16 protein-coding genes are annotated in these 14318 nt (G+C 63.5%); 13 read left to right on the top strand and 3 right to left on the bottom strand.

What is annotated here, in order from left to right; genetic code table 11:
- The first annotated feature begins 14 nt into the window (after positions 1-14).
- On the top strand, positions 15-1046 hold the full coding sequence (trpS, locus tag ABJ363_03305) for a tryptophan--tRNA ligase (protein ID MEP4378003.1): 1032 nt from the start codon (positions 15-17) through the stop codon (positions 1044-1046).
- 38 nt (positions 1047-1084) lie between these two features.
- On the opposite strand, the gene ABJ363_03300 is transcribed toward trpS, so the two are convergent.
- Complete coding sequence (locus ABJ363_03300; protein ID MEP4378002.1) at positions 1085-2308, bottom strand: adenylate/guanylate cyclase domain-containing protein; 1224 nt, start codon at positions 2306-2308, stop codon at positions 1085-1087.
- Between the two features lie 310 nt (positions 2309-2618).
- Here ABJ363_03300 and ABJ363_03295 point away from each other — a divergent pair, with 310 nt between their 5' ends.
- Positions 2619-3173, top strand: coding sequence for a NifU family protein (locus tag ABJ363_03295; protein ID MEP4378001.1), 555 nt, complete (start codon positions 2619-2621; stop codon positions 3171-3173).
- 127 nt (positions 3174-3300) lie between these two features.
- Positions 3301-4305 carry a glucosaminidase domain-containing protein gene (locus tag ABJ363_03290; protein ID MEP4378000.1) on the top strand — a complete coding sequence of 335 codons (1005 nt, stop codon included), beginning with the start codon at positions 3301-3303 and terminating at the stop codon, positions 4303-4305.
- Between the two features lie 49 nt (positions 4306-4354).
- Here ABJ363_03290 and ABJ363_03285 read toward each other — a convergent pair whose 3' ends face one another.
- Complete coding sequence (locus ABJ363_03285) at positions 4355-5407, bottom strand: polysaccharide deacetylase family protein (GenBank protein ID MEP4377999.1); 1053 nt, start codon at positions 5405-5407, stop codon at positions 4355-4357.
- A gap of 116 nt (positions 5408-5523) precedes the next feature.
- Positions 5524-6105 (bottom strand): D-alanyl-D-alanine dipeptidase, encoded by a 582-nt coding sequence (ddpX, locus tag ABJ363_03280; GenBank protein ID MEP4377998.1) that lies wholly within the window; start codon positions 6103-6105, stop codon positions 5524-5526.
- Between the two features lie 83 nt (positions 6106-6188).
- On the opposite strand from ddpX, the gene tsaB reads away from it, so the two are divergent.
- The 10 genes from tsaB to ABJ363_03230 all read left to right on the top strand — a co-directional run bounded on the left by tsaB (position 6189) and on the right by ABJ363_03230 (position 14311).
- Positions 6189-6911 (top strand): tRNA (adenosine(37)-N6)-threonylcarbamoyltransferase complex dimerization subunit type 1 TsaB, encoded by a 723-nt coding sequence (gene tsaB / locus ABJ363_03275; protein MEP4377997.1) that lies wholly within the window; start codon positions 6189-6191, stop codon positions 6909-6911.
- 9 nt (positions 6912-6920) lie between these two features.
- Complete coding sequence (locus tag ABJ363_03270) at positions 6921-7403, top strand: GNAT family N-acetyltransferase (protein ID MEP4377996.1); 483 nt, start codon at positions 6921-6923, stop codon at positions 7401-7403.
- A 105-nt stretch (positions 7404-7508) separates the two neighbouring features.
- Positions 7509-7913, top strand: a complete 405-nt coding sequence (locus ABJ363_03265; protein MEP4377995.1) for a MucR family transcriptional regulator — start codon at positions 7509-7511, stop codon at positions 7911-7913.
- A gap of 104 nt (positions 7914-8017) precedes the next feature.
- Positions 8018-8467, top strand: coding sequence for a Fur family transcriptional regulator (locus ABJ363_03260; GenBank protein ID MEP4377994.1), 450 nt, complete (start codon positions 8018-8020; stop codon positions 8465-8467).
- Between the two features lie 34 nt (positions 8468-8501).
- On the top strand, positions 8502-9389 hold the full coding sequence (locus tag ABJ363_03255) for a GNAT family N-acyltransferase (GenBank protein MEP4377993.1): 888 nt from the start codon (positions 8502-8504) through the stop codon (positions 9387-9389).
- Positions 9386-10342 carry a lysophospholipid acyltransferase family protein gene (locus tag ABJ363_03250; GenBank protein MEP4377992.1) on the top strand — a complete coding sequence of 319 codons (957 nt, stop codon included), beginning with the start codon at positions 9386-9388 and terminating at the stop codon, positions 10340-10342. The genes ABJ363_03255 and ABJ363_03250 overlap by 4 nt, the downstream gene beginning before the upstream one ends.
- Positions 10343-10441: 99 nt before the next feature.
- On the top strand, positions 10442-11854 hold the full coding sequence (gene miaB, locus ABJ363_03245) for a tRNA (N6-isopentenyl adenosine(37)-C2)-methylthiotransferase MiaB (protein MEP4377991.1): 1413 nt from the start codon (positions 10442-10444) through the stop codon (positions 11852-11854).
- Complete coding sequence (locus ABJ363_03240) at positions 11851-12858, top strand: PhoH family protein (GenBank protein MEP4377990.1); 1008 nt, start codon at positions 11851-11853, stop codon at positions 12856-12858. The genes miaB and ABJ363_03240 overlap by 4 nt, the downstream gene beginning before the upstream one ends.
- Entirely contained in the window at positions 12855-13385 is a 531-nt protein-coding gene (ybeY, locus tag ABJ363_03235; GenBank protein MEP4377989.1) for an rRNA maturation RNase YbeY, read from the top strand. The genes ABJ363_03240 and ybeY overlap by 4 nt, the downstream gene beginning before the upstream one ends.
- A 17-nt stretch (positions 13386-13402) precedes the next feature.
- Positions 13403-14311 carry a hemolysin family protein gene (locus tag ABJ363_03230; protein ID MEP4377988.1) on the top strand — a complete coding sequence of 303 codons (909 nt, stop codon included), beginning with the start codon at positions 13403-13405 and terminating at the stop codon, positions 14309-14311.
- Positions 14312-14318: the final 7 nt, after the last annotated feature.

Genomic DNA, 14318 nt, shown 5'->3' with positions numbered 1-14318 from the left:
GGAGCGAACTTGCGATGAGCCGCATATTCTCGGGCGTACAGCCCACCGGTGATCTTCACCTCGGAAACTATCTCGGTGCCATTCGGAATTTCGTCGGCCTGCAGGCCGATTTCGAATGCATCTATTGCGTGGTCGATATGCACGCGATCACGATCTGGCAGGACCCCAAACAGCTCGCGCCCCATACCCGCGAGGTGGCGGCGGCCTTCATTGCGTCGGGGATCGATCCCGCAAAATCGATCATCTTCAACCAGAGCCAGGTCGCCGCCCATGCGGAGCTTGCCTGGGTGTTCAACTGCGTGGCCCGGATGGGCTGGCTCAACCGGATGACCCAGTTCAAGGAGAAGGCGGGAAAGCAGCGCGAGAATGCCAGTGTCGGCCTGTATGTCTATCCGAACCTGATGGCGGCCGATATCCTCGCCTACAAGGCGACCCATGTGCCTGTCGGCGAGGACCAGAAGCAGCATCTTGAGCTGACCCGTGATATCGCCATCAAGTTCAACAACGATTTCGAGACCGATTGTTTCCCCGTGGTCGAGCCGCTGATCTTCGGCGAGGCGACCCGGGTGATGAGCCTGCGTGACGGCACCAAGAAGATGTCCAAGTCCGACCCGTCGGAATATTCGCGCATCAATCTCACCGACGGTGCCGACGATATCGCCGGCAAGATCCGCAAGGCCAAGACCGACCCGAGGGAACTCCCGGGGCCGGATTCACTCGCCGAGGATGGGCTGCATGTCGAGGGCGAGGCCGAGCGCGCCCGGCCCGAGGCGTTCAACCTGCTGTCGATTTATGCCGCGCTTTCCGGTCAGTCGATGGCGGTCACCCTCGATAAGTTCGCCGGCGCGCAGTTCAGCGCCTTCAAGGGCGAGCTCGTTGATCTGTCGGTCGCCAAGCTGGGCCCGATCGGCGAAGAGATGCAGCGCCTGATGGCCGCGCCTGATCATGTCGACGAGGTTCTGCGGAACGGTGCAGAGCGCGCCGCGGCCATCGCCGCGCCGGTCATCAAGGACGTCCACGAGATCGTCGGCTTCCTCGGCGCATAGGCCGACGCGACGCCGCACGGCGACATCGGCGGCGCGCGTCAGGCGTGTTCGGGCAGGGTGAATATTTCCTGGGGCTCGCGCACGCCGCGCAACGCATGGAAGCCCAGCGAGACGAGATTCTCACCGGATGCGTCGGCGATCCGCTGGGAGGCGAGGACCGGCCGTCCGAGTTTGCGACACATGGCCTCGATCCGGGCGGTCTGGTTGACCGCCGGTCCGACGACCGTGAAGTCGAGCCGGTCGGGCGCGCCGATATTTCCGTAGACGACGTTGCCGTGATGGAGCGCGATGCCGAAGCCGATCTCGGGCAGCCCCTTTTCACGTCGCGCGGCGTTCCCCGCAGCGATTCGATCGGTGGCTTCGCGGGCGGCGGCGAGGGCGGCGTCGACCGCCGGCCCGGGCCCCTGATCGGCGCTGACGGGAAAGATGGCGAGCACCGAATCGCCCATGAATTTCAGCACCTCGCCGCCGTGATCGTCGATGGCGCCGACCACGCGTTCGAAATGATCGTTGAGAATTCCGAGCATCACCGGCGGTGCGAATTCGTCGGACATCCGGGTGAAGTTTCGCAGATCGGAGATCCAGACGACGGATTCAATGGTTTCGTTCACGCCACGATATATCTCGCCCTGGAGTACGCGCTCGCCCGCGCTGTGGCCCAGATAGGTGTCCATCAGGTTGCGCGAGATCATGCGGACAGCAAGAATTTCCATCACCAGTGAGAAGGCGGGCATGAGTTGGGAGATGCGCGCGATCGCCGCATCCGAGAAACCGTCCGGCGCCTTGGTCGCCCATGAGCAGGCGTAGGTCTGACCGGTGGAGAAAGGGATCGGCAGGATCACATAGTCGGTGACCCCGACCCTTTCGAGATCTTCGAGGATCGGGAAATCACGTGGGCAGTCGGGATCAAGGAGCCGGCGGCGCAGGCCCGGGGAGCCCTCGAAGACGACGCGCACGGGGCTGCGCTGATAGGATTCGCTCGATTGGGATTGATGGTCCGCGCTGAACTCGGCCATCTCGCCCGTCTCGCCGTTCCACGCGAATCCGGCCGCTGCGATCTGGGGGTGCAGGGTACGGATTACGATGCTGAGGCGGGCCAGCGGCAGGCCGCAATCCTGGAAACGCCGCCCGACCTCGCCGATCAGGATGGGCAGCGAATCCGCGTAGCGCCCGAAATTCTCGATCCATTCGAACACGGGACAGTCGTAATTCGGACCCGGCAACCGCGATGTCGGGCTCTCGGCTATGCGATTTTCAGACACAAGTGTTTCGCTATCCACAGGGGGACTTCCAACGTTCCGGTTCGACGAGGCGTTCGCCGCAGTGCAGCAAACATAGGATGTTCTTGCTGTGTTCGCCACTTTCAGGGCTGGGATACTAGCCTTAACCGGCGCTCGCGTTAACCATTCGGGTCGAAAATCAGGGCTTGATTATTCCGAAAAACGGCCCAAATTCCCTCTCCAACAAGGCCCGGACCGTGTAATTCGTTAACAAACCCGATTGGATTCGTTAACACAGGCTCCGGGCCGCGCGATGAATGTGGTTTCAACAGGCTACGAGGCAAGGTGCCGGATGTTTATCCAGACCGAAGAAACGCCCAATCCCGCCACCCTGAAATTCCTTCCGGGTAGCGACGTGCTCGCGTCGGGCACCGCCGACTTCCCCAACCGGGAAAGCGCGGAAACGTCGCCGCTGGCCGTGCGGCTGTTCGCGGTTTCCGAGGTGACAGCGGTCTTTCTCGGCAGCGATTTCGTCACCGTGACGAAGGCGCCGGAAGCCGATTGGCAGGTCCTGAAACCGGCCGTGCTGGGCGCGATCATGGAGCATTACACGTCCGGTGACCCGGTGATGCGCGAGGCTGCGGGCCCGGCGCATGCGGTCGACGACGGCGAGAATAAGGAAGTGGTCGCACAGATCGTCGAATTGCTCGACACGCGTGTGCGACCCGCGGTGGCCATGGATGGCGGCGATATCGTGTTTCACGGCTTCGAGGATGGCGTGGTTTTCCTGACCATGCAGGGCGCATGCGCCGGGTGCCCGAGTTCAACGGCGACATTGAAAATGGGTATCGAAAACCTCCTGCGGCATTACGTGCCGGAAGTGGACGAGGTACAGGCCGTCGCCTAGCGGCGATCACGGGAAAATTGAGAACTGGTTGTGCGGGCCGGCGTGAAAACGCGGCTTGCCGAACAGATTTAATACACATAAAAGTTAACACGCCTCTGGCCCGCGGCACCGTGGGGGGACGTGTGAGATGAGGGGCATTATTCGAAACTTCCGTAAACATAAGCGCACCGCGTTCACGGTCTCGGCTGTCGCCGCCGCCTTGCTGTATGGTGCCGTGGCCGGATTTTCGGTCGACCAACCCGCGCGCGCGTCCCTGGACTGGGTCGCCCTGCCGCAGGTCGATTTCGCATTCACGCGTCCGCAATTCGCCGACATCGACGACGATATGGTTGAGGTCGCATCCGCCGCGACCCTGCACAACGTGCTCGATGAGACCGGGTTTGCGTTGCGGCAGGTTCGGCGTGGCGATTCACGTGTGCCGCGCCTGCTGGTTGAATCCCTGCCGGCGGATTTTGACCAACAGATGGTCGTGGAGGCGCGCAAGAAGACCTTTATTCGCACGGTCCTCCCGCTGATTCTGAAAGCCAATGAAGAAGTCCGGCAGGAGCGCCGGCGCCTTATCGACCTGGAAGAGCAAATCCTGTCGGGCCATGAGCTGTCGGACGAAGACCAGAACTGGCTCGACCGGCTCGCGGAGAAGTATGACGCCGCGCCGGGTGACTTCGCCGCGCTGTTGCGCCGGGTGGATACGGTTTCGCCAACGCTGGCACTGGCCCAGGCGATCGAGGAAAGCGGCTGGGGTCGGTCGCGCTTCGCGCGGGACGGCAATGCGCTCTACGGTCAGCGGGCCTGGAGCGAGGGCGCCGGCTTCGTGCCCGAGGAACGCGCGGATGGCGAACGTTTTGAGGTTCGTGCGTTCGAGAGCCTGCTCGATAGCGTGCGGAGCTATGTGCTCAATCTCAACCGTCACTATGCCTACGAAGACTATCGGGTCGTCCGCGCGCAGATGCGCGCACGTGACACGCAGCTCGATGCCCATGAACTTGCGCAGACACTTGTCAGCTATTCCGAGCGCCGCGAAGCCTATGTCGATGCCCTGCTCGGGTTGATCCGGACAAACCGGCTGGATGATTTCGAGGTCGCACAATTATCGACCGAGCCGTTCGATCTCGAGGGGATCGAATCGCGATAGGTACCGGTTGTGAGGTGCCTGCCGCCAGGAATCCTGCCGTCCCGGGGGCCTAGGACCGGGGCACGTAGTACAGCATTCCAAGCCAATGCCAGCGCCCGTCGCGGCCCAGTCCGGTGCAGTTGATCCGGGCGCGGCCGGTCGGAAACAGACCGTTCATCCGGACTTCGACCCGCGGCCCGATTTCCTCGACACTGACCTGTCCCTGGTCTGCGGCGTAACAGGCGAGGCCGTTGATCTGCGGTGCGTCCGCAGTGCGCGTGAATCCGAAGATGGGTGGATTCTGGGTGAGTGTGGGGTTGGCCGGCGTCATGTCGCTATGGGGTATCGGCAAGGCATTCGCCACGAGACGAAAACGGTCCATGTCGCCGAAAGCTTCGTTCAATGCGAAGCGGGGCATGTAATAGCGCCCGGACGAGGCGTCGAGCGGGCCGGAGTGCTGGCCGAAGGCATCGGTGTAACCCGCCGCGCGCACGATTTGTTCGACCCGGCTACTGGCTTCTCCGAACGGATAGGCGAACAGCTTGGGCACGGCGCCGAGTTCATCGACGAATCGCGTATTCGAATGGGCGATATCTGTCTCGTTGCGTTCGACCGAGTTGGCGGCCATATGCAGATGTGTCGAGGTGTGCCCGCTGATCGTCACGCCCGCTGCCTGCAGCTCGCGCACCTGATCCCAGGTCATGAAGTCGGGGAACCCGCGATCGATGGGATCGGTCGAGAGGAAGACGGTGAACGGAAAACCGGCGCGCCGGAACCGGGGCCACGCCTCGGTGTAGATCGAGCGATACCCGTCGTCGATGGTAATCCCGACGGTTCGGTCGGGAAGTTCCCGGCCTTCGCGGATCGCGGCCACGATGTCGGGTACGGACATGACGGTGTAGGGACCGGACGTCAGTTCCGCGATATGCGCCTCGAGCTGGGCGATGCGAATGTTGGTCGACGGAAAGGCGTTCTCGCCAAACCGGTGATACATCAGGATGACGGCCGAATCGGCCGCGCTCGCCGGCACGGACAGGCTCAGCCAAAGGGCTGCGGCGACCACGATCGAGGAAATCGCAGCTTTCGCGCGTTGCTTGTACAAATCGATCGCCCGTCTGGTCACGCGTGTCCCCACAATCACTGCACCATGAGACCGGATGTCGTCTTTCCGAAACGTTACCGTCCCGCGGAATTGCGCCGCAAGGTCCGTGAAAAACCGTGTCTTCCGCCGTCGCGGTATCATTGTGACCCCATCATCGGCTTGTCGAGGTCGCGATCCTTCGCCAGCGGATAGCGCCGCGGGTCGAACAACTGGAAGTGCCACCATTCCTTGGAATAAAAATCCCAACCGGCGGTCGACATGATGCCGAGCAGCAGATGCCGGTTGCGCTGGGCCTCGGGCGCCACCTCGGCGCCGTGATGGGAGAGGGGCGTGAACGCATCAAACGGGGTGCCCATGTCGAGAGGCACGCCGCTGTTGTCGATCAGTGTCAGGTCCACCGCGACCCCCCGGCTGTGCGGGGACCCGCGCCGCGGATCGGCCAGGAAGTCGGGGTCGGGCGTGTGGTTCCACAAGACCCACTGGGCCTCGCTCGGCCGCAGGGCATCGAATATCAGCATCCGATAACCGAGGCGGCCGGCGAGTTCGGTCGCGCGCGCCAGATGCGCCGCCGCGTCCGCATGCAGGAAGCAATGGGCATTTGCGTAGACGGGGCGCCCGGTGAAATTGTCGACCGTCGCATAGGCCAGTTGAATATCGACATCATAGGTCTGCGGGTCGATCTCAACATATGCCGCGGGCAAGGTCGGGGTGTCAGTCATGGGCATGTCCTCCGGCAGGCCGCCTTTGCCGCGACCGCCGCGCGATGGTAGATCGTTGTACGGATTCGCCGTAAAGCAGGACAATGTACCCGACTTCCACTTCGACCATCCTGGCCCTGGACGCCGCGGGGAACGCCTGTTCCGCGGCACTCTGGACCGACGGCGCGGTCGGGCGGCACCGTTGGGAGGCGATGGCGCGCGGCCATGCCGAGGCGCTGATGCCGATGGCACGCGACGTTGTGGCCGACACGGGTTTTCAGGGCCTGGACCTCATCGCCGTCTCCATTGGGCCGGGCGGCTACACCGGATTGCGCATCGCCATCGCTGCCGCGCGCGGGCTCGGCCTCGCGCTGGGAATACCGGTCATGGGCGTGGGCAGTCTCGACGTGCACCGTCACCACGCACGGCGTGACGGTGTGACGGGCCCGGTGGCCGTTCTCCTGGAGACCAAGCGCGCAGACTTCTATCTCCAGATGTTCGGTGCCGATGATGCCCCGCTGACCGAACCGTGGGTGGTCGACGCGGCGGAGGCCAAGCGGCAACTCGTGGCCCATGGCGCCGCGACGCCGGGCGCCGTGACGCTTGCGGGGGACGCCGTTGAACGCTTTGTTGCACAGGTGGCCGATCCCCTTTTCGCCGGGTTGGCAGCGCGGACCCAGGCTGCGGATGCGGCGATTGTCGCGGCGCTGTCGGCGATCGCGTTTGCCGGACCCGGGACCATGGACATACTGCCACCGCGTCCCATGTATCTGCGCGCGCCGGACACCAGCCCGCCGGCGTCCGACCGGCAGCGGCTTCGCAGTTAGTTCCTGGCCATGAAGCAGGCAGGGGCAGCGGGCTGGAAGATCGAGGCGCCGCCGGTGGCCATCGCAGCGCATCTCGCGCGGCTGCACGGGCTTTGCTTCGCCCCCCTGCCTGAGACGCCCTGGCCAGAGAGCGCGTTTCGGACAATCCTTGGGCTGTCGACGACTTTTGCGCGCTTCGCGCATCAGGATGGGGACGACGCATCCGCACTTCTCGTGTGCCGGCTGTCGGGGGAGGAAGCCGAGATTCTCACCCTGTGCGTGGCGCCGGAGGCGCGCCGGTCCGGCCTGGCGCGCGGATTGCTCGATGTCTGTATCCGACATGTCGGCCCGCAGACGCGGATCGTACTCGAAGTGGCGGTGAACAACGCGCCGGCGATCGCACTATATGAATCGGCCGGATTCCGGCCGGCCGGCCTTCGCCCCGACTATTATTCTGGCGGGAGCAGAAGGGTCGATGCGCTGGTATATGCGCGTGGTGCGGACACGGCGTAAGCATTTGATCAATGCTGTGGACCGAAAAAACTTGGACAAACGCCGAGCAAAGACTAAATACTCGACTGTATAGTCGCAGTTGCTGGCATTTATGAGGCAAACCAAATGAGTGAACAGGTTAGTTCCGCAGAATTGTTGAAGTTGACGGCCGATATTGTCGCGGCGCATGTGTCAAACAACAAGTTGCCGGCGAATGATCTGCCCCAGTTGATCGCTCAGGTGCATGCCAGCCTTGCCGACACCGGCGGCCCGGCGAGCACCCAGCAGCGACCGTCCCCCGCGGTGCCGATCAAGAAGTCGGTGACGGCGGATCATATCGTGTGTCTCGAGGACGGGAAGAAACTCAAGATGCTGAAGCGGCATCTCAAGACGTCCTATGACATGACCCCGGATCAATATCGCGAGCGCTGGGGCCTGGCCGCGGACTATCCCATGGTCGCGCCGAACTACGCAAAGAAGCGCAGCCAGCTGGCGAAAAAGATCGGCCTGGGAAAACGCGGCAAGAAATAGCCCGGACGGTGCAGGGCTATGTTCGCCGTGAGTCGATAATTGGCCTATATTGCGCAGGTGAGAGTATCTGAACCAGAGAGCTGGTCGACCGGTCGGGGGTGGGCGTGAGCGCGAACAAGTCGTCGAGGATCGAACAGCTGTGCACGGATCGTGGGCTGAAGCTGACCGACCAGCGCCGCACGATTGCGCGCGTTTTGTCGGAGGCCGATGACCATCCCGATGTGGACCAGGTCTATCGCCGGGCCACCCATCTCGATTCGCGCATCTCGATTGCCACGGTCTACCGGACGGTGCGCCTGTTCGAAGAAGCGAACATTCTCGAGAAGCATGACTTCGGCGACGGCCGGGCGCGTTACGAAGAGGCGCAAGACGATCATCACGATCATCTGATCGATGTGAAGACAGGCAAGGTGATCGAGTTTTTCAATGAAGAGATCGAGGCGCTGAAAACGAAGATCGCGCGCGATCACGGCTATGAGCTTATCGATCATCGGCTTGAATTGTTCGCGACACCGATTCAATCCGCAGACGAAGACAAAGACAGCACCGATTGACCGACCGTCGTGAACCCATGCGGGCGAAATCCGAATGAACGACTTCCCTGACGGTGACGGCGGCGAACCGACTCCCGGCGGCGCAGAGAGTCTCGGTGCGGCGCTGGCGGCGCTCGGATCCGGTTCACTCGTGGTGCGCCTGGCCCGTGATGAGGACGACATCGTCGCTGCGCAGGCGCTGCGGTACCGCGTGTTCTATGATGAAATGAAGGCGAAGCCGGACGCGGAGATGGCGCGTGTTCGGCGCGACATCGACCCCTTTGACGGTGTGTGTGAGCATTTGCTTGTGTGCGACACCACACGCGGACAGGGCGCGGAATCGATCATTGCGACCTACCGATTGCTGCGTGGCGAGAACGCGCGCAAGCTCGGGCGGTTCTATTCCGCAGGCGAATACGACATCGCCCCGCTGATGAATTATTCCGGTGAAGCGCTGGAGCTCGGTCGATCGTGCGTCGATGCCGAATATCGCGGCCGCCCCACCATGCAGCTGCTCTGGGCGGCGATTGCCCAGTTTGTTTTCCATCACGATATTTCCGTGATGTTCGGCTGCGCCAGCCTGCATGGCGTTGAGCCCGAAAGCCTCGCGCTGCCGCTCAGCTACCTGCACCATTTTCACCTGGCACCCGAGGACATGCGGCCCGTGGCCCTGCCGGACCTGTATGTGAACATGGACTTCCTGCCGGCCAACGAGATCAACAAGAAGGCGGCGCTGACCGCGTTGCCGCCGTTGGTGAAGGGCTATCTCAGGCTGGGCGGGTTTGTCGGCGACGGCGCTGTCGTGGATCACCAGTTCAACACCACCGATGTTTGCATCGTCGTCAAAACCGATCTCGTGACAGGCCGTTACTATCGCCATTATGGGCGCGACCAGAAACCGGACGTGACCGGTCCCGGGAACGGTGCAGAGGGCGTCGCGTGAGCGGGCCGACCATCTACAACGCCAGGGAAACGGCCGTCGCACGGGCGGGCCTCTATGTTATTTTCACCGTCGCGCTCATTCCGGTTCAGGCGGTTGCGCTGCTGTTGCGCCTGCCCCTGTCGCGGCGAATCCCGCTCTGGTACCACCGGATTTGCTGCCGGCTTCTGGGGATACGGCTCGAGGTTTTCGGGCGTCGATCGCGCACCCGGCCGACCCTGTTTGTCGCCAACCACACCTCCTATCTTGACATCCCGATCTACGGCGCGCTGATCCCGGGCTCATTCGTGGCCAAGGCCGAGGTTGCCGAATGGCCGTTGTTCGGGATGCTGGCGAAGTTGCAGCGCTCGGTCTTCGTCGATCGCCGGGTCCGCACATCGCACTTGCAGGCAACCGCACTCGGTCGACGGCTCGAGGCGGGGGACAGCATGATCCTGTTTCCCGAGGGCACCAGCGACGACGGCAATCACATTCTGCCCTTCAAGAGCGCGCTTCTGTCCGTGGCCGAGTATCGCGCGAAGGGTGAGCCGCTTACGGTGCAGCCGGTGTCGTTGACCTATTCGCGGGTCGACGGTGTGCCCATCGGCCGGCACTTGCGCCCCTTCTATGCCTGGTACGGCGATATGGATCTGCTGGGGCATGCCGCCGAACTCGTGGGCCTTGGGCGGCTGACCGTGACGGTCTCCTTCCACCAGCCCGTCACGATCGATCAATTCGGTTCGCGCAAGGCGCTGGCGCAGCATTGTTACGACCAGATCGTGCGCAGCCATTCGGATGCCCTGTCGGGCCGGATACAGCCGAAAGTGGGAACGTCGGGAAAGTGGGACTGGATCCGGTGGCGCCTGCGCCCGCGCCTGAACGACCTCAAGGGACTGCGGCGCGCCAACAAGGGCTTTGCCAGCCCCCGCGCGAAGCGAGATTCGGCGCGGGTTGACTCGAAGTCAGCGAAGGCTTAGGCCGTGAGATTATTGATAAACAACAACGCGTTGGCGGCAGTGAGGGAGGCATCGGGGCCTTCCGGAGCCGCGTCCGCACCGCAAACGGCGTAAGGGCCCTTGGCCAAGAAACTCTTCATCAAAACCTATGGTTGCCAGATGAACGTCTACGATTCCGCACGCATGGCGGAAATCCTGGCGCCGCTTGGCTATGCCCCGGGGGACGATCCCGAAGACGCGGATATGGTGATTCTCAACACCTGTCACATCCGCGAGAAGGCCAGTGAGAAGGTCTATTCGGAACTCGGGCGTCTGCGCAAAGCCAAGGACCGCCGGGCCGAAGAAGGCGCGCCCATGGTCATTGCGGTCGCCGGCTGCGTTGCGCAGGCTGAGGGCGAGGAAATGCTGCGGCGTGCGCCCTATGTCGACATTGTGCTGGGCCCGCAGACCTACCACAGGCTGCCGGAAATGGTGGCCCGCGCCCACCGTGCGGGAATGGAAACCGGCGCGGATATGGCCGGTCGACGCGGCGTGCTCGACACCGAGTTCCCGGCGGAGAGCAAATTCGATCACCTGCCCGACCGCCAGCAGGCGAATGGGGTATCCGCTTTCCTGTCGATCCAGGAAGGCTGCGACAAGTTCTGTACCTTCTGCGTGGTGCCCTATACCCGCGGTGCGGAATTCTCCCGCCCGGTCGCCCAGATCGTCGACGAGGCACGGCAGCTCGTCGGCGGAGGGGTTCGTGAACTCACCCTGCTGGGGCAGAACGTCAATGCCTATCACGGCAGGGACGAGGCCGGCGGCGAGACCGGACTGGGCGCGTTGGTGGAGCGGCTTGCGGCGCTCGATGGTCTGGCGCGCATCCGGTATACGACCAGCCATCCGCGTGACGTCGATGATGCGTTGATCGCCGCGCATGGCAATATCGATGCGCTGATGCCGTTCCTGCATCTGCCCGTACAATCCGGCAGCGACCGGATACTCGAGGCGATGAATCGTGGTCACGATGTGGCGCAATATCTGGATATCGTCGCGCGTTTGCGTGCGGCCCGGCCGGATCTGGCCCTGAGCTGTGATTTCATCGTCGGGTTTCCCGGCGAGAGCGATGCGGATTTCGAGGCCACGCTCGATCTCGTGCGCACCGTCGGCTTCACCATGGCCTATTCCTTCAAATACAGTTCGCGTCCGGGCACACCGGCGGCGGGGATGCCGCGCCAGGTCCCGGAAGACGTCAAGGATGAGCGCCTCGCGCGCCTCCAGGCCCTGCTCGAGGAACAACAGCAGGCCTTCAATGCCGCCACGGTCGGGCGCACGCTGGACGTGTTGTTCGAACGCCCGGGCCGTCACCCGGGCCAGCTGGTCGGGCGGTCGCCCTATAATCAGGCGGTGCATGTCACCACCGATGAATTTCGAGTTGGGAACATTGCGAAGGTTGCCATCGACTCGTGCAAGCCGCACAGTCTTGAGGGACATATTGTTGGCCCGAGTTCCGCGCGAACGCGCGACGAATCCGAGGAGAGGTTGAGCGCTTGACATCGACTGACACGGCCGCCGGACGACCGGTGCAAATCCAGTTCGACGACAACACGCTTCTCCCGGCTTTGTTCGGGCATCACGACGAGCACCTGCTGCAGATCGAGAAGTTGCTCGATGTGACCCTGCGCTATCGCGGCAACCAGCTGGAAATCCAGGGCCCGGAAACATCGCGCGGAATCGCCGACCAGGTGATCGGGGACCTCTATGGGCGCCTCAAGGGCGGGCAGGAGGTCGCGCCGGGCGATGTGCAGGCCGCCGTTCGCATGGCGTCGGCCGGAAATCGGGACGACAGCCGCATCGCGATCCGGACGCGCAAGCGCACAATCACCCCGCGCTCGCCGATGCAGGCGCGCTACCTCGAGGCGCTGAGCCAGGCGGATCTGACATTCGGCCTCGGCCCCGCGGGCACCGGCAAGACCTATCTGGCCGTGGCGATGGCCGTTTCGGAGCTGATCCAGGGCAAGGTCGACCGGCTGATTCTTTCGCGTCCGGCCGTCGAGGCCGGGGAGCGGCTCGGGTTTCTGCCGGGTGATTTGCAGGAGAAGATCGATCCCTATCTGCGCCCGCTCTACGACGCGCTGTACGACATGCTGCCCGGCGACCAGGTCGCCAAGCGCCTGAGCGGCGGTGAAATCGAAGTGGCACCGCTGGCCTTCATGCGGGGACGCACGTTGTCGCGCGCCTTCATTATTCTGGACGAAGCGCAGAACACCTCGGCCATGCAGATGAAGATGTTCCTGACCCGTCTTGGCGAGGGGTCGCGCATGGCGGTGACCGGGGATATGAGCCAGATCGATTTGCCGAGCGGGACCCGGTCGGGACTGGCCGATGCGCTGGATGTGCTCGACGGGGTGGACGGTGTGCGCACCGTGCGCTTCGGCGAATCCGACGTGGTGCGCCACACGATGGTGACCCGGATTGTGACCGCCTATAACGCCCGCGATAAACTGAAGGGTGCTGGAAATGGCGAGGACGCCGGCGGCACGGATCGGAACCGATGACCGACAGCAGTGGCGGCGAGATTGTCGTGATTGTGGATGTTGTGAGCCCGGCGTGGCGCGAGGCCGGTTTTGACCCTGACGCGACGGTCGACGCTGCGGCGCGCGCGGCCCTGGCGGGCGCCGACATGCCGTTCGCCGCGGGGGTTGAACTGGGTGTGCGGTTGACCGATGACGCGGAAATCAGAACCCTCAACCGGGATTGGCGCGACCGCGACGCGGCGACCAACGTGTTGTCGTTCGCACTGGATGAGCCTCTAGGGGATTCCACGCCGGCACGCGGCGGGGAGAAAGGCGCGGCAATGCCGGGCGACGTCGTCGTCGCCTACGAAACCTGCGCGGCCGAGGCGAAGGATCAGGGTAAAACCCTGGCCCACCATCTCAGCCATCTCGTCGTTCACGGTACCTTGCACCTGCTCGGCTTTGATCATGCGAGCGACGACGAGGCCGAGACCATGGAAGCGCTTGAGCGCGCCGTGCTGGCCCGGATCGGGGTGCCCGATCCGTATCACGGCAGCGAAGCCGCGTGACGGGATGGATTGACCCCATGACCGAGCTTTCACGAAACGACAAACCGGCACCGGGCGCCGAGACATCCGGCTTGGGGCAGTTCGCCAACTGGCTGCGGGCGCTGTTCGGCAGCCGGAACGGCGAAAACTCCGTGCGCGAGACGATCGGCGAGTTGATCGAGGATACCGGCGCGGCGGTGACGCCGATCAATCCCGATGAGGGCGCGCTGATCGCCAACATCCTGAAGCTGCACGATCTGACGGCCGAGGATGTGATGATCCCGCGCGCCGATATTGTTGCCGCGGACCAGGAGTGTGAACTCGAGGCCCTCGCGGACCTGATATCGCAGGAGGCCCATTCGAGAATCCCGCTCTACCAATCGCATCTCGACAAGGTGGTCGGGTTCGTCCACATCAAGGATGTCCTCTCGACCCTGCGCAAAAGCCCGCAACTGGCCGTGCGCGAGCTGACTCGTGAAATCCTGTTCGCCGCACCGTCAATTCGGGTGCTCGATTTGCTGTTGGAGATGCGGGCGCAGCGCACCCATATGGCGATTGTCGTGGACGAGTTCGGTGGGGTCGACGGACTCGTGACGATCGAGGATTTGGTCGAGGAAATTGTCGGCGAGATCGAGGATGAGCATGACGAGGACGGCCCGCTGATCACGCGAGATCCGGACGGCTCGATCCTCGCTGATGCGCGCGCCGAGATCGGGGAGCTGGAGGCCATGATCGGCACCTTCGTGACCGACGACGAGCGCGAGGAAATCGACACGCTGGGGGGCGTCGTGTTCTCGCTGGTGGACCGGGTGCCGCGGCGCAGCGAGGTCGTGACCCATTCGACGGGCATCGAGTTCGTGGTCGTCGACGCCGACGCGCGCCGGATCAAGCGGTTGCGGGTCCGCGACCAGCGACCGGACGATCCGGTCGAACCCACGTCGTCATGAGTGTGCC

The organism is Alphaproteobacteria bacterium, assembly GCA_039980135.1.
Classification (GTDB): Bacteria; Pseudomonadota; Alphaproteobacteria; order UBA6615; family UBA6615; genus UBA8079.
This window is presented reverse-complemented; position numbering and strand designations above follow the sequence as displayed.